The sequence below is a fragment of the Polystyrenella longa genome (assembly GCF_007750395.1).
GTDB classification, from domain to species: Bacteria; Planctomycetota; Planctomycetia; order Planctomycetales; family Planctomycetaceae; genus Polystyrenella; species Polystyrenella longa.
Genome location: NZ_CP036281.1, coordinates 1,055,957 through 1,076,948 on the forward strand (window position 1 = coordinate 1,055,957; position 20,992 = coordinate 1,076,948).

At 49.9% G+C, this 20,992-nt stretch carries 13 protein-coding genes; 10 read left to right on the top strand and 3 right to left on the bottom strand.

The genetic code is table 11. The features are described 5' to 3' along the window. The first annotated feature begins 156 nt into the window (after positions 1-156). From Pla110_RS04055 to Pla110_RS04070, 4 genes are all read left to right on the top strand, one after another. The gene (locus Pla110_RS04055; protein WP_144993507.1) at positions 157-645 is read left to right on the top strand and encodes a hypothetical protein; all 489 of its coding nucleotides are present in this window, start codon (positions 157-159) and stop codon (positions 643-645) included. 285 nt (positions 646-930) lie between these two features. Next, entirely contained in the window at positions 931-2,631 is a 1,701-nt protein-coding gene (flgK, locus tag Pla110_RS04060; RefSeq protein WP_231742907.1) for a flagellar hook-associated protein FlgK, read from the top strand. Between the two features lie 75 nt (positions 2,632-2,706). Continuing rightward, positions 2,707-4,632, top strand: a complete 1,926-nt coding sequence (locus Pla110_RS04065) for a flagellin N-terminal helical domain-containing protein (protein ID WP_197440492.1) — start codon at positions 2,707-2,709, stop codon at positions 4,630-4,632. Between the two features lie 95 nt (positions 4,633-4,727). Then, positions 4,728-6,689, top strand: a complete 1,962-nt coding sequence (locus tag Pla110_RS04070) for a leucine-rich repeat domain-containing protein (protein WP_144993511.1) — start codon at positions 4,728-4,730, stop codon at positions 6,687-6,689. Here Pla110_RS04070 and msrB read toward each other — a convergent pair whose 3' ends face one another. Then, positions 6,690-7,217 carry a peptide-methionine (R)-S-oxide reductase MsrB gene (gene msrB, locus Pla110_RS04075; protein WP_144999585.1) on the bottom strand — a complete coding sequence of 176 codons (528 nt, stop codon included), beginning with the start codon at positions 7,215-7,217 and terminating at the stop codon, positions 6,690-6,692. A 366-nt stretch (positions 7,218-7,583) separates the two neighbouring features. Between msrB and Pla110_RS04080 the strand changes: the two genes are divergently transcribed. The 3 genes from Pla110_RS04080 (at position 7,584) to Pla110_RS04090 (ending at position 10,654) form a co-directional block, all read left to right on the top strand. After that, positions 7,584-8,393, top strand: a complete 810-nt coding sequence (locus Pla110_RS04080) for a methylamine utilization protein (RefSeq protein WP_144993513.1) — start codon at positions 7,584-7,586, stop codon at positions 8,391-8,393. Between the two features lie 101 nt (positions 8,394-8,494). Then, on the top strand, positions 8,495-9,676 hold the full coding sequence (locus Pla110_RS04085; RefSeq protein ID WP_144993515.1) for a PQQ-dependent sugar dehydrogenase: 1,182 nt from the start codon (positions 8,495-8,497) through the stop codon (positions 9,674-9,676). A gap of 288 nt (positions 9,677-9,964) precedes the next feature. Then, positions 9,965-10,654 carry a hypothetical protein gene (locus Pla110_RS04090; RefSeq protein WP_144993517.1) on the top strand — a complete coding sequence of 230 codons (690 nt, stop codon included), beginning with the start codon at positions 9,965-9,967 and terminating at the stop codon, positions 10,652-10,654. Between the two features lie 214 nt (positions 10,655-10,868). Here the strand turns inward: Pla110_RS04090 and Pla110_RS04095 are convergent, their stop codons facing one another. Further along, positions 10,869-12,032 (bottom strand): hypothetical protein, encoded by a 1,164-nt coding sequence (locus Pla110_RS04095; protein ID WP_144993519.1) that lies wholly within the window; start codon positions 12,030-12,032, stop codon positions 10,869-10,871. After that, positions 12,022-13,563: a ribonuclease Y gene (gene rny / locus Pla110_RS04100; protein ID WP_144993521.1), complete on the bottom strand. Its 1,542-nt coding sequence runs from the start codon at positions 13,561-13,563 to the stop codon at positions 12,022-12,024. The genes Pla110_RS04095 and rny overlap by 11 nt, the downstream gene beginning before the upstream one ends. A gap of 1,277 nt (positions 13,564-14,840) precedes the next feature. On the opposite strand from rny, the gene Pla110_RS04110 reads away from it, so the two are divergent. The 3 genes from Pla110_RS04110 to Pla110_RS04125 all read left to right on the top strand — a co-directional run bounded on the left by Pla110_RS04110 (position 14,841) and on the right by Pla110_RS04125 (position 20,984). Further along, on the top strand, positions 14,841-16,397 hold the full coding sequence (locus Pla110_RS04110; RefSeq protein WP_144993525.1) for a UxaA family hydrolase: 1,557 nt from the start codon (positions 14,841-14,843) through the stop codon (positions 16,395-16,397). 434 nt (positions 16,398-16,831) lie between these two features. Next, positions 16,832-18,541, top strand: coding sequence for a hypothetical protein (locus tag Pla110_RS22510; RefSeq protein ID WP_197440493.1), 1,710 nt, complete (start codon positions 16,832-16,834; stop codon positions 18,539-18,541). A 778-nt stretch (positions 18,542-19,319) separates the two neighbouring features. Then, positions 19,320-20,984: a sigma-70 family RNA polymerase sigma factor gene (locus Pla110_RS04125; RefSeq protein ID WP_197440494.1), complete on the top strand. Its 1,665-nt coding sequence runs from the start codon at positions 19,320-19,322 to the stop codon at positions 20,982-20,984. Positions 20,985-20,992: the final 8 nt, after the last annotated feature.

The window sequence follows — 20,992 nt, forward strand, 5'->3', positions numbered from 1 at the left end:
GTGGAAAGAGAACCATCGTTGTCACGGTTGCCATCAGAGCCTTTTTTCTGGTTCGGCAATCGAATCGACACCCTTGGCACGCAATACATCGGGAAGACATTATGAATTTGTGGGAAGTGGAAACTTCCCGGCAGCAACAGGCAGGGGGGCCTCATTATGGCTGCGGAAATCGCGGAGAAAATCCGCGCTTATCTGACCGAACTGGTCAATACGCAAACGGAACTGATGACTTTGTTCCGTGATCGTGGGTCTTATCTCTATGGAGATAACCCCCAGCTGATTAATCAGTTTTTACAGAGTAAGACAGAACTGGTACAGAAATTAAGCCTCAAGCTTCAGCAACGCGAGCAGCTACTTCAGCAGGCAAGCGTAGCGGGTTTTACGGCGAACTCGCTCCAGGAAGTCGTCTCTCGTTTCACCGGGATCGACACCTCTGAACTTTCCAAGCTGGTTGATCTGTCGATGCGACTGACTTTGCATCTGCGACAGGAAATCTGGAAACAGTGGGTCTTTTTACAGCGTAGTCATCAGCACTACAGCGAAGTGCTCGACCTGATTGCGTTCCAGGGTAAAACGTCGCCCACCTACCATGCCCGATCTAATCAGGAAGCTTCAGGCGGAGCGATACTGGATGCTTCAGCCTGATTCGAATGCCTGCCCATTCACGAACTGGGTTTGACCCACCCTCAAGTCGTGCTTGGCAATCGTAGTCTCACTTGAACGATATTGAAACGGATTTTGATAAGACGACCTGTCGGACTGAATAGTAACGAAAAGAAACATTTGCTGTTTCTTCGTTCATCATCAGTTCGGTTTTCACAACGGACCTGTACGAAGAGTAAGCCGACTTGGATGTAGACCTGATGGTCTCACGAGTGCTGAATCTCTTCAAACTCCGGGAAGCCCACACTTCACCCGGGGAGGAACAAGATGGGATTAAATTCCGCCTTACAGATGAGCTCGCGCTCATTAGAAATCTTTACGACTGGCATTCAAGTCGCGGGACAAAACGTCGCGAATGCCAATACGCCCGGGTACGTCCGTGAAGAAATCTTACTCGAACCAGCAAATCCATACCGGCAGGGTTCACTTGTTCTGGGTACGGGTGCCAAAATCGGTGGTGTCCGGCAGTCGATAGATCTTTTCCTCGAGAAAAGACTTCACAATGCAAATTCGGACTATGCCGCCGCCGATGCCACCCGGTTGATTTACGAACAACTTCAGGCAGAAATCAATGAACTCGGTTCTAATGACTTGTCGACCAAGCTCAATGAATTCGTTGCTGCCCTCGATGAGGCAACCAATCAGCCCGATTCCGCTGCTCTGCGTTCTCTCGTTGCTGTTCGAGGGGAGACATTGGCAAACGATATTGTCGCCCTGCGTGATCGCGTGAATTCGCTCCGATCGGCACAGAGCGTCAAAGTGGAATCACTGACTGAAGAAGCAAATCAACTGATCAATGAAATCGCTCACCTCAATCCGCAAATTACGAAACTCGAAGCTTCAGGGCTGCTGCAAAGTGACGCCGGTGCGCTCCGTACGCAACGATACAACGCTTTGAACAGGCTGTCTGAAATCGTTCCCATTAAATTTCAGGAACGCTCCGATGGCTCCGTCGATGTTTACTCGGGAACGAATTACCTGATTCTCACCGGCCATACTCAACAGCTGGAACTGGAAGCGCGGGGAGACCGTCAAGTTGTCATCCACGATGTGAGTCTTTCCGAAACTGATGCGTTAATCAATGGTTCCGGTGGCGAACTTCAAGGCGTCATTCAGGGAAGAGATGAAGTCATTGGAGCCTTCATCGATCAACTCGATCAATTGACGTCGAGTTTCATCTTTGAGTTCAACAAGATACACAGTTCGGGAGAAGGGCTGAGTGGTTACACTGAAATTGAATCGTTCAATGGTGTGGATGATACCTCGGCAGCATTGAATAGCGATGAGGCCGGTCTCTTCTTTGAGGTCGAGCATGGTAGCTTTCAATTAAAAGTGACGAATGCATTAACAGGCATCACACAGACGACTAATATCGCGATTGATCTGGACGGCGTGGGAACCGATACGTCGCTGGATTCTCTTCAAGCTTCGCTGGACGCCGTCGGTAATATCTCTGCGTCGATCAGCACCGATGGTCACCTGCAGTTGAATGCAGCGGACGGATATGAGATCAAATTCGGAAATGACACGAGTGGTGTGCTGGCTTCGCTGGGGATCAATACCTTCTTTACTGGTACTGATACCTCGAACTTGAAGATCAACGAGATCGTCAAGAATGATCAGAACTTCCTAGCGACAGGGCGGGGCGGAGGTCCGGCCGACAACTCGAACATGCTCTCCTTATCCGGAATTCTGGATAAAGGCCTGACTGGTCTGAATGGGAGTTCGATTAATCAGTTCTACGACACCACGATTACTAACATTGCCCAGAAGACTGCCGCCACGGCGACTCTCGCTTCCGGAACAGAAGCCTACCGGGGTGGATTACAGAATCAGAGAGAGCAGTTCTCGGGAGTCAGTCTGGACGAAGAAGCGATCAAGATTATGAACTTCCAAAACTCCTATCAGGCAGCCGCTCGACTTGTCACGATCATTGATGAACTTTATAGCGTCCTCTTAAACATGTGATTTTAGTCAGTTATGTCGTTCCCAGTTTTAAAATGATCTGGGAGTAATTATCGTTATCCCTTCAGGATGCAGACAATGAGTATCGGTCCTATTCTTAGCGGTCGTTTACCGGGATCGCTTGCGACCAGACAGTTGCAGTCCGATATAGCTTCGGCGAATCAATTGATTTACCGCATGCAAAATCAGGTTGCGACGGGTCAAAAATACTTTCTGCCTTCTGAAGCACCCGCCTCGGCCATCCGTACGATGGGATTACAGAAGCAGTTGGAGCGTAATGTACAGATCCAGAAGAACATCAACACGGATCTCTCGTTCCTCGAAGTTTCTGAATCTTCTTTGGGTACAGTGAATGAAGCATTAAACAGAGCGAAGTCGTATATCATCTCTGGTTTGGGTGCTGCATCAAGTCCAGCAGAAAAACAGGCGATGGCAACAGAGCTCTCGTCGTTAATCACCGCATCACTCAACTCGGCCAATGCGACCCACAGCGGACGTTATCTCTTCGGAGGAAGCGAAACCGGGGCGCCTCCATTTCAGACACGGGTCGATGGATCTGTTGTTTATAATGGTGATGAATTTAACATCAATTCGACTATCGGAGTCGGCTTTCTTGAAGCCAACAACGTGAACGGGAACGACGCGTTCCAGGCTTTCACTGATCCCATCACGAGTGACATCAATCCAGCCCTGACCAACCAGTCCCGTGTGGAAGACTTCCTTGGTGGACGAGGGGTGAAACTGGGTCGGGTGCAGCTGACGCTGGATAACGGAGGAACACCGCAGACGGCGACGGTTGATCTGTCCAAGGCCGAAACGGTTGCCGACATTGAAGCCTTACTGGAAAACGCGTTCGCCGGTGGACCGCTGACGTTGGATGTCGATATTGATCCATCCACCTCCAGCGGTCTCAGACTTACACCCTCGGCAGGTACCGTCTCCGTAAGTGATATCACCGGTAGTTACGTCGCCCGCGATCTGGGAATCGCCAGTGCAGCCACCGCGCAGGTGACAGGGAGTAATCTGAATCCGGCAGTGACATTAAACACGGAACTGGCTTCGCTGAATGGCGGGGCGGGCATTGGATCGGTTTCCGGAACGGGATTGCAAATCAAACTGGGAGCCGAAACAGCCACTATCGATTTGAATGGACTTACCACTGTCGAAGATCTCTTCAATGCGATTAAAGGGACTGGTCTCGATCTCGATACGGACATCAACAGCGCGGGCAACGGAATTGCCATACGTAGTCGCCGTAGTGGGGCTGATTTCTCTATTGGAGAAAATGGAGGCACGAACGCAACCGCCCTGGGTATCCGCACATTCTCGGCCTCAACCAAGCTAACGAGCCTGAATCACAATACGGGGGTGAATGTCGATGGCGATGTCGATCTGCAGATTACCCGCCGCGACGGAACGGATATCGAAATCGATCTAGCCGGCACAAAAACCGTGCAGGATGTGTTGGATGCCATTAATGCTGTGGACCCTGGAAATCTGGTTGCCTCTTTGAATTCGACTGGCAACGGTATTTCTATCACAGACAATTCTGGCACGGGGCCGTTCGTAATTCCGGACAGTTCATTGTCTGTGGGTTTAGGAATAAATGGAACCGAATCGGGAACGGATAACACGGTTGCCCTCGTCGGATCGGATCCTAATCCGCAGGATACCGAAGGGACCTTCTCCATTCTGGTCGGCATCCAGCGGGCCTTGGCTGCGGGTGACGATATCGAATTGAACCGGTTAGGGGCCATCATTGATGGCGAAATCGAACGTTTCACTTTGGTTCGTAGTGAGATTGGTTCGCGATTGCAGTCGCTGGAGAACGAAGCCAGCCGATTGGAAGATCATCGGATCAGCCTCGAAGAAACTCTGTCAGATGAATTCGATACCGACATCGCCGAGATCATTACGAATCTCCAGTACACCCAGACGGTGTTACAGGCGACGCTCCAGATTGCCGCGTCTCTCCAACAGTTGAACCTGTTCAACATGCTTTGAGAACGACAGGCTTTCTGCTTGATTTACGGAATTCGCGGCGCTACAATACGGACTGCTAAAAAAACATCCTCAGTGTCCGTAGGTGAGCATCTCATATGAAGCGAATTCTGAACCGCCACATTCTCTGGTCATCCTTGATTATATTGTCAATCATCGCTGGCGGCATCATTCGCATAAAACATCATGAGATCGCCCAGTCGGACTTCCGGGAACTGAACCCAGATGTCTCGCTGCATCGAGAACTTGTCGCTCCAGATTGGTTAATCAAAACAATACCTGAAGGGACTCTCCGTTGGTTGGGTTACGAAAAGATCACGGAGATAAGGGTTCCCAACGACGCCAAGTTTATAAAGGTCTACGAACTGTTTGATCTGGGAAATGTTCGCTTTGCTCACTTAGCGAACTCAGAGGTTACCGATGACTCTATGCCCTATATTACTGAAATGTCGGAACTGAAATCGCTCTATCTGGATGGGGCTGAAGTTACCGATGCCGCGATTCCTTACATCGCTCAATTAGATGAACTTGAAGAACTCTCCCTCTGCGCGACGAAAATCACGGGCGTCGGGCTGAGTCTCTTCAAGGAAGGCCACACGCCGCAGAAAATTACGATCGATGAGCGATTCGAATTGCACGAAACATGGAAGTCGCTCACTCAATTGCCTCCGCTGGCACTGATCGATCCGAGCGGAGGTTTCGGAGCCGATGCCACACTGACCGACGAAGATCTGGAGTTAATACAGACTCCTCTGTTGATGAAGTATCTTCCTTGTAAGGAGCTCGTCGTCAGCGACAGTGGTATGAGTCATCTGCGGAATCTGCCCAACTTGATCGGACTAACTCTGAGAAGTAGCACTAAAGGGGCGATTACCGATGCCGGAATGAAGAACCTGAAAAATCATACCTGGCTCACAAGTATGTCTCTGAAAGAGGTCAATCTTTCGGACGCCGGAATGAAAGTGTTCGATACGTTACCGGCGTTGCAGTATTTCGAGCTGAGTAACCCGGTTCATGCCGAGAAGCTTACCGCGGAAGGCTGGAATCATCTGCGGAAATGTCAAGAATTGAATAACTTACGTCTGGAGGGAGTGCGTTTGGATTCCGGGGAGTTCGAGAGTCTTTCTCGAATACCTTTGCTGAATAGAATTTGGCTCAAAAACTGCACTCTCACAGAGAATACATTAGCATCATTATCTCAATTTCAAGGTTTGGAAACCCTCCAATTTGATAACATGGAGCTATCCGACCTGCAGTTACAAAAAGTGATTAATTGCCCAACGCTGAAAACTCTATCGCTATGGAAATGCGATTTTAATGAATCGGAGTTACTCGCACTTCGGAATCATAAGAGCCTGGAAACACTTCAATTGAAAGGGGGCACCGTCTCTCCAGAACTGCTGCAAACGTTATCAACGATTCCGAGACTTTCCAGAATTGCGCTCATTAATTGTGAGTTAGACCGGGAGGGTATTCAGTATCTTGGACAAATGAAAAAGTGCCTACACCTCGCGTTAGAGGGTTCGAATATTGAAGATGATGATCTGGATTTCCTGACTGGAATCCCGACATTGCAAGACTTGAACCTGTCCCAGACAGCCGTGACGAATGCGGGAATGAAATCGATCACGAAGCACCCCCATCTTCAAAGCTTATCGTTGGCCGGAACGAAAATTACCGACGAAGGGGTGATGGTTCTGGCCGATGCGGGTATATCTTTTCTTCATTTGGATCTTGCGGGAACCAGGATTACCGATGAATCAATGTCACTCATGCCTCAATTAACAATGCGGGGAATGTACAAGCTTAATTTGGCTGACACAGCAATTACGGACGCGGGAATCAAATCATTTGTAAGCACTCCGACGAACGAAACGTACGTAAGGTTAACTTTCTCCGGCACACAGATCACGGCGGCATCGATTGAGGATTTAAATTCACTCGACTTCCGTGTATTGGAAATTCAAAACACACGGATCAACAGTGAAGACGCTGGTGAAATTAGCCGTCAAAAGGGTGTGAGAATGGATGGAACTATGATCCGTCAGGTCAAATATTAATCACTCCGCTTTTTCGTCTTGCGATTTAAACTTCAATGCAGCGGAATTCATGCAATAGCGCAGATGAGTCGGTTCGGGACCGTCGTTGAAGACGTGACCCAGGTGAGCCTCGCAGCGGGCACAGACGATTTCGGTTCGCTTCATGAACCAGGTATCGTCCGAGACTTCAGTGACGTACTCCGCTCGAATCGGTTGCCAGAAGCTAGGCCAGCCTGTACCGGAATCGTATTTCGTTTTGGAGTCGAACAGGGGCAGCTCGCAACAGACGCATTGATAATTCCCTTTCTCTTTGTTGTCATGATACTCGCCAGAAAAGGCGACTTCCGTCCCTTTCTCCCGCGTGACATGATATTGCTCTTCCGTCAGTTGCTCTTTCCACTCGGATTCACTTTTCGTGATCTTCTTGAGGTCGATGCTATCTGTGTCGACCGTTTCTCCTTCGGAGGAAGTCGTGGAGAGCACCGTCCGCGTGGATTCCACTCCCGGAGACGAAGAGTAACATCCCACGAGTCCAATTCCGACGAGCATTAAACCAGCAGCGATTCCATAGGTGGTTTTAATCATAGTAGTAGGGGCGAAGTTCTCGCCTTCTTCCGTGAGAAACAGGATTGATTGAAGAGGATCCGTAGAATGTTTACTCCGCTCACATCCTTTGAAGGGAGGGGAGTTTCCAACAGTCATTTTAGACAGAAAATAGCGGACAGACCATACTCTGCCACTCGGGTTCTCGCAGAACTCTTTTGAGAGAGGCGAATCAAGTCACTTTTCATTGCCTTCCCAGCAGATTATCGTAGGAGAACACATTGCCTTCCTGTCCGAGACTTTTCGTCCGGATCCGGGGCTTCAGTAGTCCCAACGAGTAGTCGGATTCAGGTCGTAAAAGGATATTTTCTGTTGAAATTGTCAGCCATTATTAAGCTTTTATTCGTGTTCAGCCTCTGTTTAAGTGGGGGGTTGGTGGCCGATTCTGCCTTTGGAGACGAACCGTCCTGGGGAAACTTCAAAGGGAGGTTTGTTTATCAAGGGGATTTTCCTGAAACTGAAGAACTGGTCTTAAACAAAGACATCGAATACTGTGCCCCGCGCGAACCCAAGTCAGAAAAACTGATCGTCAACAAAGAGAATATGGGCCTTTCGAATGTCGTGATCTACCTCTATCAGAAACGGGACGAACCGGCTCCTCCCATTCATCCGGACTATCAGGAGACCGCTGAGGAAAAGGTGCTGATCGATAATATTGACTGTACTTTCAAACCACATGTCTCAATGTTGCGTACTTCACAAACATTGAAGATTACCAACAGCGACGATGTCGCTCATAATACTGCTGCCTTTCTAAACCGCAACAATCCGTTCAACGCCGTCACCCCGATTGGCGACACCGTGCTCAAAAACCTGGAGCAGGGCGAACGATTGCCGGTGCAGATCAGTTGCTCAATCCATCCCTGGATGCAAGGATGGTTACTCGTTCAGGAGCATCCTTACATGGCGGTTTCCGACGCAGATGGTAATTTTGAAATCAAAAACCTGCCCGCCGGCGAGTGGACTTTTCAATTCTGGCACGAGTCTGCCGGCTACGTGGCCGACGTGACCATCGATGATCAACCCGTCGAATGGAAGCGAGGTCGCCTGACGACCACAATCTCGGAAGAGACCTACGATCTCGGTACCGTTAACGTCGCCGCTGAAAAATTCGGTCGTTAGACAACTTATCATTTTAAAATAGATGGCTGGTCGGCATAGCTCGACAGTCTATTTTCAATATTTCCTGTTACAGCACTACTTATAAGCAAGAGACCTCATCCATGAAATTACTTAGTACCTGCTTCGCGCTGCTCACTCTGGTCCTCGGAATGGGGACGATGAATGCCGCAGAGATCGATACCACTCCCCTGGCGATCAAACCGGTCCGCGTCTTCTCCGAAATCATGGTCGACCGACCTATCGTCGTGACTTATGCCAACGATGGCACTGACCGCGTTTTCGTGGCGTCGCAAAAAGGGAAGATTCACGTCTTCGAAAATGATGCCGATGTGGAAGAGGACGACATCTTCTTTGACCTGACCAGCAAAGTGGTTTACAACGACGATAAAAACGAAGAAGGACTGCTCGGTTTCGCCTTCCATCCTAATTACAAAGAGACGGGCGAAATCTTCATCTACTACACGACGACCGACGCCCCGAATACTTCCGTCATTTCGAAGTTTAAAGTCTCTGCTGACGATCCGGGTAAAATTGATCCCGCATCCGAAGTCGAAATCTGGCGTCTGCCCCAACCTTACTGGAACCACAATGGCGGAACGATTGCCTTCGGTCCCGACGGGTATCTGTACATCGGCCTGGGTGATGGGGGCAAAGGGGGAGACCCTCACAAAAACGGTCAGAATCTCGGAACCTGGCTCGGTTCTATTCTGCGAATTGATGTCGATAAAACCAGCGGCAAGAAAGAGTATTCTATTCCTAAGGACAACCCCTTCATCAATACCAATGGGGCCAAACCTGAAATTTACGCCTATGGTTTACGTAACGTCTGGCGTTTGGCGTTCGACCGGAAGACCGGCGTGTGCTGGGCCGGCGATGTCGGTCAGAACCTGTGGGAAGAGATCGATATCATCGTTAAAGGTGGCAACTACGGTTGGAACGATCGGGAAGGGATGCATCAGTATGAGAACAGTGGAGTTGATGCGAACGATGAAATGATCGAACCGATCTGGGAATACCATCACGACATCGGCAAATCGATCACTGGTGGATTAGTCTATCGCGGAACCAAGCTGCCCGAACTGGAAGGGGCCTACATCTACGCCGATTACGTGACTGGTAAAATTTGGGCTTTGTGGTACGACTTCGATAAGAAAGAAGTCGTTGCTAACCGCGAAATCCAAAGCGAAAACCTGCCCATCATGTCTTTCGGCGATGACGCCGCCGGCGAGATCTACTTCACCACCCCCTTCGGTGCGATGTACACGTTCGAAAAAGCGGAATAACCAACAACAGAGTTAAATATCATCTCAATTAAAAACCGCAACGAGCAATAGTTCGTCGCGGTTTTTTTGTTGTTTAAACCACTAAGTCAGGAAGGGCACGAAGCATCAAAGGTGAAAAGTTAGATTACACAAGCATTCTAATATGAAGGTACAAATGAAATGGAAAAAGAGTGTAGGAACCGGTAGATATGGTCTACAACCTGAGTGTTTCAAAAGTTGCGCTGGGGGGCTGTTGTATCAGCGTCGAATCAATCGTATACCCGACAACAGAAATAAAGAAAGCTGGGCATGCTCAATAATCCTTGGATCAATCTCCCTGTAACACCACCTCATGTTCTGCAGATAGATCAGGACATCGTCGAACAGTTCAACAGCCATCGGAGCACGCAAGAGAAGTTTAAACTGCAAACGCACCTTTATCCTGAACCGTTCATTGGCGATCCCGATAGCCCAGTCTATTTTCTCAGCTTAAACCCGGGGTATTCCTCTGGCGACGATCTCTGGCACCGTAAGCCTGATTTTACGAAGACGTTGCTTCTGAATCTCCAGCACAATCTCAATGACTATCCATTCTATTTCTTCGATCCTCGGTACAGCGAATCGCCAGGAGCAGGTTGGTGGCGGAGGAAGTCCCGGTGGTTGCAGGAAGAGATAGGTGCAGAACAGCTTTCAAATAAGGTATTCTGGGTTGAACTCTTTCCTTATCATTCCAATAACTACAAACCAATTCCGCGATCGATATCACCCGACGGACTTGTTCCTTCGGTTGCTTACAATATGAAGCTGGTACGCGAGGCGATGTTACAGCAGAAATTGATTGTCGCCATGCGTTCGTGGAGTCACTGGAAACGACAGATACCTGAACTCGAGACCTACCCAAACCTGCTCCGCCTTCGGAGCCCGCAGAACGTAGCCTTGCCGCCAAACAATGTCATCGGTTACGACAAGCTAGTACAGAAACTGAAAGAGGAGATTTAACCGGCTCGTCGTATTTTGATCCAATAGATGTCTTGCTCTCTACTTTCTTTCTGAAATGAGCAAGGAATTATGGTCACCCTGGTTGTCGGCCATTCCAAATAGATCCCAGGCTTCTAACTCATCTCTTTACCACTTGGTGTCTTCGAGTCTTTGTGTTGAACAGAAACCCCGATTTCTCCAAAGCCGAGAGAGAATTCTTCTCTCGACAATCGTCCTACTCTTGCTCCGACAACTTTTTCAGTTCCTCCGGAGTCTCCGGTGGGGCCATCATTGAGAAGAGTTTCGGCGACCATTGATTGACGCGGGTGAACCCTTCCGGCAGCGATTGTTTGAATTGCACATAAGCGGTGACTTGCCCGCTGAGAGAATACGTAAGAGCCTTCGCGTCCGGCCCGGGAGTAAAGACGCTGTAACCGGCGAGCGAGCAGTCTTCCAGGTCGACGTGCAGTTTGCCGGTATCTTTGTGTCCCTGCGTGCAGAGGATGCCGGTCGACTTGCCTCCCATTTCGGGTTGGGTGAAGTTGAGCACGATCATACGGCAATTCTTGAAGCTCGCGCGGGCACAGTCGCTCGCGTAGGAGATCGCAACCGCGTTGTCGGCATGGACCAAGGTACAATCTTCAAATATCGCGTGAGGTGCTTCGGGCATTTCCTGCTCGCGACCACCCAGGAGGACGGCGGCGGTATCACCCACCCAGTCGAGCGCCAGGAAATAACTGCGACGAAACACGCTCGGTTCATCCGGTCTGACGGTGGGATAGACGACACCTCCACCAAATGCGCGGCCAATACCGACGCAGTCTTCGATGATGACTGTGAATCCGTTTCCACTCTGGTCGGTTAAATCAAAGAAGAGTCCTGCGTCCCCTCCAGAGACATACAGGTTGTTTAATTTCCAACGATCCCAGACAAGGCTGGAAAAAGTCTTCTCGTTATTACCGTGAGGCCAATGTTTGTCTGAAGCTCTGATCGTGGACCACCAGTCCCAGCTTTTGAATCCTTTTTCCGGGTCGCCACTGTCGATCATCACCCAGCCCGTAGCACCCGATCCCAGGCTTCCGTCGAAGTCTCCTATCAAGCTGTTGTACGCATCGGCGGCCCCCTTGTGAGAGGGAGCCAGGTTTGATTCCATATAGGTGTCCGGACGAATGGCGATGGTGTATCCACCCATTTCATCGGGAATCGCACTGAGTGCCGACTGGATCGTGTGAAACCCATTCGCCCAGCTTTGACCATCGGAGTTGTCACCCACTTTGGAGACGTACAATGTCTTCGTCGCATCCGCACTCTTCGATTCTGCTTCGGCTGTCTGTGCAGAGCAGAGGATCAATATAAGCAGCAGCATGCAGACGAGGAGGCTGTCGACTTTACTTGGCATACTCGGTGATCCTTGTTTCTCGCAGGACGGTCACTTTGATCTCGCCCGGATAAGTTAAAGACTGTTCAATCGCCGTGGCCATGTCTCGGCACATTTTGGCCGATTCGCGGTCGTCGACCTGTTGAGCATCGACGATGACTCGAATTTCGCGACCCGCCTGCACGGCGTAAGCTTGTTCGACACCGGGGAAACCACAAGCGACTGCTTCCAGTTCCTCTAATCGTCGGACGTACTTCTCCAACGTTTCGCGTCGAGCACCCGGTCGGGCGGCGCTGACGGCGTCTGCCGCAGCGACGAGGACGGTATAGATGTAGTCCGCACGAATGTCATCATGATGGCCCAGTGCCGCATGAACGACTTCGGGCCCTTCGGTGTATCGTTTGAGAAGTTCCGCTCCGACAGCCGGGTGTCCCCCCTCCATCTCGTGGTCGGCCGCTTTACCGATGTCGTGGAAGAATCCACAGCGGCGTGCCAGGTTTCCATCGAGACCCAGTTGCTCGGCCATCAGGCCGGTGAGCGAAGAGACTTCGATCGAGTGACGTAGTACGTTCTGGCTGTAACTCGTACGGAAGCTCAGGCGTCCCATCAGTTCGACCAGTTTCGGATGGACATCGTGAACAGTCGCTTCCTGAATGGCTTCCTGACCCAGGCGACGGATGTTTTCGTCCATCTCTTTTCGAGTCTCTTCGACCAGCTCTTCGATTCGTGTGGGATGAATACGGCCATCCTGAATCAGCTTTTCGAGGGAGAGCTTCGCCACCTGTCGGCGAACATTATCGAACGCCGACACAATCACGACGCCGGGAGTATCATCGACGATCACGTCGGCCCCGGTCGCTTTTTCGAATGCGCGGATGTTTCGTCCTTCACGACCGATAATCCGTCCTTTCATTTCATCAGAAGGAATATCGACAGTAGCGACGGTCGATTCGGACGTGTGGGCCGAGGCGTATCGCTGGACTGCCATACCGATGACTTCCTGGGCTTCCTTGTCGCAAATCTCTTTGAGTTCATTGCGATGCTTCAGGATCAGCGCACCCGTTTCCGATTTTAGTTCTCGACCCAGTCGGTTGAGCAGCATTTCTTTGGCGTCTTCTTTGGAGAGACTGCTGATTTTGTATAGCTCTTCCTGCTCTTCTTTGAGAATGCGATCGAGTTGTTTGTCTTTCGCTTCCACTGATTTGGTACGCTCGGTCAGCTTCAGTTGCGTGGCCTCCAGCATCCGTTCCTGTTTGTTCTGGTTCGATTCCCGTTCTTTAAACTGCATCTCCCGTTCGTCGAGTTTCCGTTCTGAATCGCGCAGTTTTTCACGGTCTTTATTTAATTCCCGGTCGAGCTGTTCACGACGTTTCAACAATTCTTCCCGGTCGGCCAGTTCCATTTCCCGTTTTTTGTTTTCGGCTTCTTTTTTGGCCTGTTCGATAATCTCGTCTCGGGTTTTATACGCGGCCCCGGAACGCAGTTTTTCAAAATAGAGTCCGATCAGAAGCCCTGCCACGACTCCGATGACAGCTCCAATTATGTATTCCATAGGAATGACTTTCTCTACAGAGAACGCTCTACGCAGAAAAAGCATCGCTTTTCCAACAGCGCGAGCGGAAAATATGGTTAAACAAGACGTATCGTGAACCGGGAGCGGAAATCACTCGATTAGATCAACAGACAGGCGCAAAACGCCTATCGGAAATGATGCCATTTCCTGTGATCAAAACGTCTTTCAGCAGAGAGTCCCGGCAGAGGGCCGGTGAGCAGTGGACAGTTATCTGCCTATCAACCTGTTTGAGAATGTCCAGATGAAATCGCTGTAGGAGCTTCGATTTGATATTGAGCGCCGAATGCAGGAACAGGGGAGGAGAATTCTCCAGCGAAATAACTGGCATGAACCACTTCAGGGCATGATGAAAACAAAATGCTCTGGTTTGCATAATGCTGCAAACGGTCGTTGCCGAATCGGTTCGTGAAGTCCTCTTCTCCAGCCCAGGTTCACCAGCAGTAAAAGGGGCCTGCAGAAACTGCAGTATGCCCACCAACAGTCGACACAACCCGGAGGGTAGTGTACTGATCGTTGTATTCTGGTTTGGCTCAAAGGAATGAAACATCTGACGGACGCGATTATTCAGGACGAGGGAAACGGTTGATTAACAGTAGGAACTGACAACTGATCCAGGACTTCCACCGAAATGATTTCGTATCCGGAAGTAATCAATTGCATATACTTTCCTGCGAGCGGTAGTAACCAGAATGGCTTTTGCCGTTCGGAGGGAGTCGATTGAGAAAGTGCGAGCCGAAATTCAATCGCCACAGATTCGCCACAGATCTGGAATGATAAACCCTTTGCTTAACCAGCAGGATTTATGGCCCGATCCAATTGGTGAAATGGATGAATGCAGAGACTGGAGATCGGCGAGTTTTCAGGAAGGAAAGAACCTGATCTGGCATGGGGCTCACTGTCACCAGCGATTCCCATAAGCTGAACCAGGTTTGGATATCGTTCAGCAGATCAAATTTTGTTCAGTGTGAACAGAAATGGCGTTAGCCGGCCGCTGTACCTGAATCGATATCTACTTAGACAATACCAAGATCCGAATCGGAGCGAAACGGAGGGGCTAAGTTTTGGAGGAGGAGTTCAGATAAGTTTCCAACAGTCTGGAAAAGCCCTTAAGCAGCCGATTTACTTCGGATCGCCCTTTACGGAGGGTCCTCGCCTCCTTGCTGTATGCTCGAAAATCATGGTAGCATGCACTCATTGATTCACCTCCTCTTTACCAGTATTCTTTCGTCCCTCTTTGACATTCTTTCGAGACCACGATGAAGCTCAACGATTCTGCTTTTTTACTGCTCCATGCCGACGACAATCTGGTAATTGCTAAACGACAGGTCTCTCCAGGTGAGACCATCGTCGAGTCCAACGGAGCTCCCCCAATTGCGACCACAGCCTCGATCGATATGGGGCATAAAATCGCGCGGTCATCCATCGCTGTCGGGGATCCGGTTCGCAAATTCGGGCAGATTATTGGTTTCGCCTCTCATCCCATCGCGCCGGGAGAATGGATTCACTCTCATAATCTGACTGCGGGTCACCTCAGTCTCGATTACGCGTTCAGTTCCGACATTCCCGCTCCTCCCGAGCCAGTGGAAGGCCGCGTGTTTCAGGGATTCCGTCGTGCTGACGGTCGGGCCGCAACCCGAAATTACGTGGGAATCATCAGTACGGTCAACTGTTCCGCGTCCGTATCGAAATACGCGGTAGATCAAATTCGAAGAGACATTCTCGAACAATATCCCAATGTCGACGGCGTGGTCGCGCTCACCCATAAAGGGGGCTGCGCTATGCAGTACGACGGAGAAGATCATCATCAATTGGCGCGAGTTCTCGGCGGCTTTGCCAAACATCCGAACATTGGGGCGTATGTCATCGTCGGTTTGGGGTGCGAAACTGGGCAGACTGGTTTCCTGGTTGACGATCAAAGTCTCGTCCAGCTAAAAGGAGCCAGCCAGCCTCAGACCGGTTCACCTCTGGTGCTGACGATTCAGGAAACAGGAGGAACGGCCAAAACCGTTAATCGGACAGTCGAGTTGATTAAGGAGTTGCTTCCCGAAGCGAATAAAGTCCAACGTGAAGCAATACCTGTTTCAGAAATCATGCTCGGCTGCGAGTGCGGTGGATCGGACGGATACAGTGGAATCACGGCTAACCCGGCTCTGGGGATTGCGAGTGACCTACTCGTCGCTCATGGAGCGACCTCGATTCTGGGAGAGACTCCCGAGATTTACGGTGGCGAACATTTGCTGACCCGCCGGGCCATTACCCCCGAAGTTGGTCAGAAACTCGTCGATCTGATGCATTGGTGGGAAGACTACACGGGTAAGTTCGGTACGCAGATTGATAACAATCCTTCCCCGGGCAATAAAAAGGGCGGGCTGACCACCATCTACGAAAAATCACTTGGTGCCATCGCAAAGGGAGGCAGCACCGCTTTGCAAGGTGTTTTCAAATACGCGGAACCGGTCACCTCACGCGGTTTCGTCGTGATGGACACTCCTGGTTACGACCCCGCTTCTGTGACCGGTATGGTGGCAGGAGGAGCGAATGTGGTCGCCTTCACCACGGGCCGGGGAAGTTGCTTTGGTTGTAAGCCCGTTCCCAGTATCAAAATCGCTACCAATACGCCGCTGTATGAGCGTATGAGCGACGACATGGACTTCAATGCGGGCAAAATTGTCGATGGTGCCTCGGTTGAAGAGGTGGGTCGGGAGTTGTTTGAGAAGGTCATCGCCGTTGCCAGTGGCGAAAAGACCAAGAGTGAATTGCAGGGACTCGGAGACGAAGAGTTTTGCCCCTGGAGCATCGGTCCCACTCTCTAAATGGTAATGACTACTTAGAGTGGTCGATTTTTGTTGCGAGACCATCCTAGTTGGCCCTGTCTACCGATGTCTCTCAAGTGTCCCATTTTGGATTTGTTAGCGTATTTGTTTGTAAGTCCTATTTCTGTATGTATTTAGGGTAATGTTGTGCTGCCTCGGTTTCGATTTTGTTGAGGCCCGAATATCTGTGATAACTGTAAAAAAGCGGAAGATCGGAATAACCGCTACAGATTACCAATCGTCACAACCGATATTACCCGCAGGCCAAGTTTTCTGCGCTCATCATTGTGAGCTCATTTAGCTGGCCTTTAATAACTGCATTCAGCTGTTAAAAAGCGATTTCAAAGGTTCGGTTCAGAATAGTTCGATCTCCATTTGGATGGAGGCAACTGTTCTCGATCTGCTTTGAGACTGTTCGATTCAAGGACTTACTCATGCGGGTACAACTCTGGTTGTCATTAATCGCCGGTTTGCTGATTCTGTCAGCCGCAACGAACGTGCATGCTCAATACGGTGGCTATCCAGCACCTGTTACGGGTTCCTACGGTAATGAGTCTGGGACTTATTACCAAGGGGGTGTAAGAGGAGCAGATGGAGCCTCGTATTACGAGAACTCGTTGCCTGCCGGGTACGAGATCGCACCGAATCCCTATGCGACTGGCGGTTACGGCGGTGCTCCATTGCCGGATCGCAACGTATTCGAACGAATTTTAGGGGCTCCATTTGAAATGCCCTTCCAATTAAACGCCTCGTTTACGCGAACACGAACGAAATCACCCGATTCGGCTGTGATTGGGGATTCGCGAGTTTCCACGAAAGTTCACTTCGCCGTCGGTGATGACGACGAAGATGATGGTGGTGACGATGACGATGACGATGACGGTGGCGACCCCGACGTGGACTTTGGAGATACAGACAATAACGTTGTCTTCATTACCACCCCGCCAGGCCCCGGAACCGTGCAGGACTTATATTTGGACGGTACAGACCCTTGGGCCCCTGTTACGGTTGACGAAATTTACGACGAAGGTCCAGCAGGCGGCTTGAAATTGTATTTAGGGCTGGGCGATTCCGGCGTCGGTGGTGTGATGCTCCGTGGTTTCTGGAACCAGAACTATCAAACAGGAAGAAATTGGGGAGACCGCTCCAATCTGGGAGTCGACTTTGGCTCAACTCCAATTCAACGACGATCTGAAACCGGAATTGGGTACCCCATTGACGAAGAAATCGACTATCGACTGAGTGTGTTTAATCCAGGTCTTCCATTCTACACAGGAATTCCTCTGGAATTGGATCCAGACAACTCTCTCGGAGACGCGATCCCCTGGGACGTTTATGTTGAAATGAAGTTTGAAACGCAGAGCTACGGAGCAGAGATTACGCAACAACTCTCTGCTGTTTACGAAAGTGATAACATCGCGATTCGCCCCATCTTAGGGGTCCAGTATATGGGTATTCGTGAAGGGTTCAGTCTCTTCGGACGCCAATCCGGTTTGGCCTACTCGGTTACTTTTCCAGAAGGGACGATCACTCCTCTAGAGGTAACCATTGACGACGGTGATGACGACGGTGATGACGACGACGATGACGACGGTGATGACGACGACGATGACGCTGATGCGGTTGTCTCGGTTCCAGGGCAATCGGACTGGTTTCACTTCAGCGATATGGTCGACACCGTTGTTGATTCGAAAGTGAACTCTAATCTGATTGGTCCGGAAGCGGGTTTCGCCACCACGATTGGGGGTAGAAACTTCCGGATTGTCACGGAGTCTACATTTGGTCTGATGGCGAACCGTGAAGAGATTAAGTTGAGAGGCTCAAACGTTTACAACAGTCGCACCTACTTTGGTCCCGACTTGCTGTTTGACCAGACGAAAACGACGACGCACTTATCCCCCATGATTTCGACTTCAATCAAGGCCCAGAGTAATGTACTCCGTAGCGTGCCTGTTCTGAGAGACATTGATCTCTTTGACGAGGCCGTGGTTTCGGTCGGATACAACTACACTCACATCTGGGAAGTTGCTCGACCAGGCTCGACGATCGAATGGAACGGAGCTCCTTTGACACCCAAAATCGATGTGAATCGAGAACAGTTCTGGATCGGCGGATGGGAATTCGGCTTGAGCTGGAATTACTAAACGGCATTACAAACGTAGTAGAGACATAAATAAAAAGGGCGATGCTTACAAAGCATCGCCCTTTTTTATTTGTACTAAAAGAATGCAGCAGAATTGAGCATTTTAGAGGAGGGTGGCGGGCAGACTCCTCAGCAATCAGGGTGTTACCTTAGAGACCAGTAAAAGGACCTTCTGCTGGAACACGCGGGGATGAAACGAATTAAAAGAAAAAAATACAACAAAAGTGTTACAAATTTCACAGAAGTCCGCCTGTAGAGTTAGTCATCATAGGTAAGAATCCTGAAATGTTCAGGTTTTATACACAAATGTGTTCGGATGTCCATTTTTTAAAAAAACTGTTTGCATGCGAACCTTTTTATTCATCGCTACGTCCAAAATACACGTACTGAATGATAGAGAACCATCAGACTCCTTTAAACAAGGTCGAAAAACAGCTGAGAATGCCATTTCGGTACATTGCAGCAAACGGGTATGTCACCAGGGCCGAGGTGAACTACTTCTTTTCCAAAATTCTGCTGATATCCGAGTACGATAAACGAACTTCAGTAGTAGCAAAACGGATTGTTTTTCCATAAGAGTCTCTTTTCTCTAACAAAGGCATCGATCTTGCACTCTTTTAGAGTTGCCATCAGAGATCAGATTATTGCCTTTGGAGGATCAGGTTTTATGAGGGTGTTCCACAGATTCGGACACCGAATAGTCAGTAAAACGATTTGACCTGAATTATTTGAATGAGTCAAAACTGAGTTCCCCACGGCTGAAAGGTCAGGAGGTTATTATGTCCCGCTATCATCACCCCGCGATCAAACTTTTGACGGATCAGCAGGTACGGTATGCGCCCGTCGAAGCCCGATTAAAACAGGTGGAGCGAGCGGAGAAATTCCTGGCTGAGCTTGATCGAGAAGTCGTCTACTTGTACCCCCAGGTCAGCGAACATGTTCTGGGATACAAAGGAGAGCATTACCCGAATCTCGAACTGAGCGGTGAAGAACTTGCGCACGATCTGCGTCTGTTTATTGAAGATCTTTCCGGTTCGGCCAACATTAATGCCGAGAGCGTCGGCGAGCCTGTGCTAACAGTGAAAGACGTCAGCCACCGTTACAACGTATCCACCAAAACAGTAGACCGCTGGAGAGATCAAGGTCTCGTCAGTCGTCGGTTCAAATTCGGCAATCGAAAACGGATCGGTTTCTTGAAATCGTCTGTGGAACGCTTCGTTTCTCAGTTCGGTGATAAGGTCGAACGGGGAATGAATTTCAGTCAGCTTACGGATGAGGAACGCGAAGAAATTATCCAGCGTGCCCGCCGTCTGGCCCGCGTCGGAGGTTGTCCTACGGAGATATCCAAACGCTTGGCCGAACGTCTTGGACGGTCTCAGGAAGCGATTCGTTACACACTGAAAAACTACGATATCGAAAATCCCGAAAACGCCATTTTCCCTTCAGCACACAGCGCGCTGACAGAAGATGAAAAGGTCGAGATTTACCGTCGCTTCAAGCAGGGTGATTCTGTTGCAGATCTGAGTCGTCGTTACTGCCGCAAACGTAATTCTATCTATCGAATTCTCAATGAAGTTCGGGCAGAAAGATTACTCGAGCAGAAGATCGACTACATGGACAGTCCCGAATTCGAAGAAAGAAAAGCAGACGAAATCATTCTGGGGCCACCTCCTACCACGGACAAAAAGAAATCTGCGGTGAAAGTTCCACCGGGACTTCCCCCGTATTTGGCGAGTCTGTACTCCGTACCGCTGTTAACGCGGGAAGAGGAAGCACACTTCTTCCGAAAAATGAACTACCTCAAATTCAAAGCCAACAAGCTGCGTGAGGAATTGGAAGTTCGCCACCTTGATACGGGCAAAATGGATCAGATCGAAGAATGTCTGGAACAATCCCAAACCGTCAAGAATTTCCTGACTCGGAGTAATTTGCGCTTGGTCGTTTCGATTGCCAAGAAGCACGTTAAACCGGAGGTGAATTTCTTTGAAATGATCAGCGATGGCAATATGTCCTTGATTCGCGCAATCGAGAAGTTTGATTACACCAAAGGTTTCAAATTCTCAACATACGCAAGTTGGGCCATCATGAAAAACTACGCTCGTTCGATTCCTGCCGAGCACACGCATCGGGATCGATATCGTACGGGTAAAGAGGAGATGTTCAGTCAATCTCACGACGATGGATCGAACCCCTTCCAACAGGAAATGGACCACAAGAAACAACGTCTTGCAGTACTGGACATTCTGGAGCGATTGGATGAACGAGAAAAAGGTATCCTCGTCAGTCGATACGGTCTGGAAAAAGGATCGGAACCGCAGACACTCGAACAGGTGGGCCGCGAGTTTGGCGTAACCAAAGAGCGTATTCGCCAACTTGAGTCCCGTGCCCTGCAGAAACTACGAAAGATCGCTACAGCAGAACCTATCGATGTTCCCGGTGTTTAGGGGGGGCT

Bases quoted from the DNA above. Each gene is read 5' to 3' on its own strand.
- Pla110_RS04110 (WP_144993525.1), top strand. From the start codon at position 14,841: ATGAAGCTCAACGATTCTGCTTTTTTACTGCTCCATGCCGACGACAAT.
- Pla110_RS04095 (WP_144993519.1), bottom strand. From the start codon at position 12,032: ATGCCAAGTAAAGTCGACAGCCTCCTCGTCTGCATGCTGCTGCTTATA.
- Pla110_RS04085 (WP_144993515.1), top strand. From the start codon at position 8,495: ATGAAATTACTTAGTACCTGCTTCGCGCTGCTCACTCTGGTCCTCGGA.
- msrB (WP_144999585.1), bottom strand. From the start codon at position 7,217: ATGCTCGTCGGAATTGGACTCGTGGGATGTTACTCTTCGTCTCCGGGA.
- flgK (WP_231742907.1), top strand. From the start codon at position 931: ATGGGATTAAATTCCGCCTTACAGATGAGCTCGCGCTCATTAGAAATC.
- Pla110_RS04055 (WP_144993507.1), top strand. From the start codon at position 157: ATGGCTGCGGAAATCGCGGAGAAAATCCGCGCTTATCTGACCGAACTG.
- Pla110_RS04065 (WP_197440492.1), top strand. From the start codon at position 2,707: ATGAGTATCGGTCCTATTCTTAGCGGTCGTTTACCGGGATCGCTTGCG.
- Pla110_RS04090 (WP_144993517.1), top strand. From the start codon at position 9,965: ATGCTCAATAATCCTTGGATCAATCTCCCTGTAACACCACCTCATGTT.
- rny (WP_144993521.1), bottom strand. From the start codon at position 13,563: ATGGAATACATAATTGGAGCTGTCATCGGAGTCGTGGCAGGGCTTCTG.
- Pla110_RS04070 (WP_144993511.1), top strand. From the start codon at position 4,728: ATGAAGCGAATTCTGAACCGCCACATTCTCTGGTCATCCTTGATTATA.
- Pla110_RS22510 (WP_197440493.1), top strand. From the start codon at position 16,832: ATGCGGGTACAACTCTGGTTGTCATTAATCGCCGGTTTGCTGATTCTG.
- Pla110_RS04125 (WP_197440494.1), top strand. From the start codon at position 19,320: ATGTCCCGCTATCATCACCCCGCGATCAAACTTTTGACGGATCAGCAG.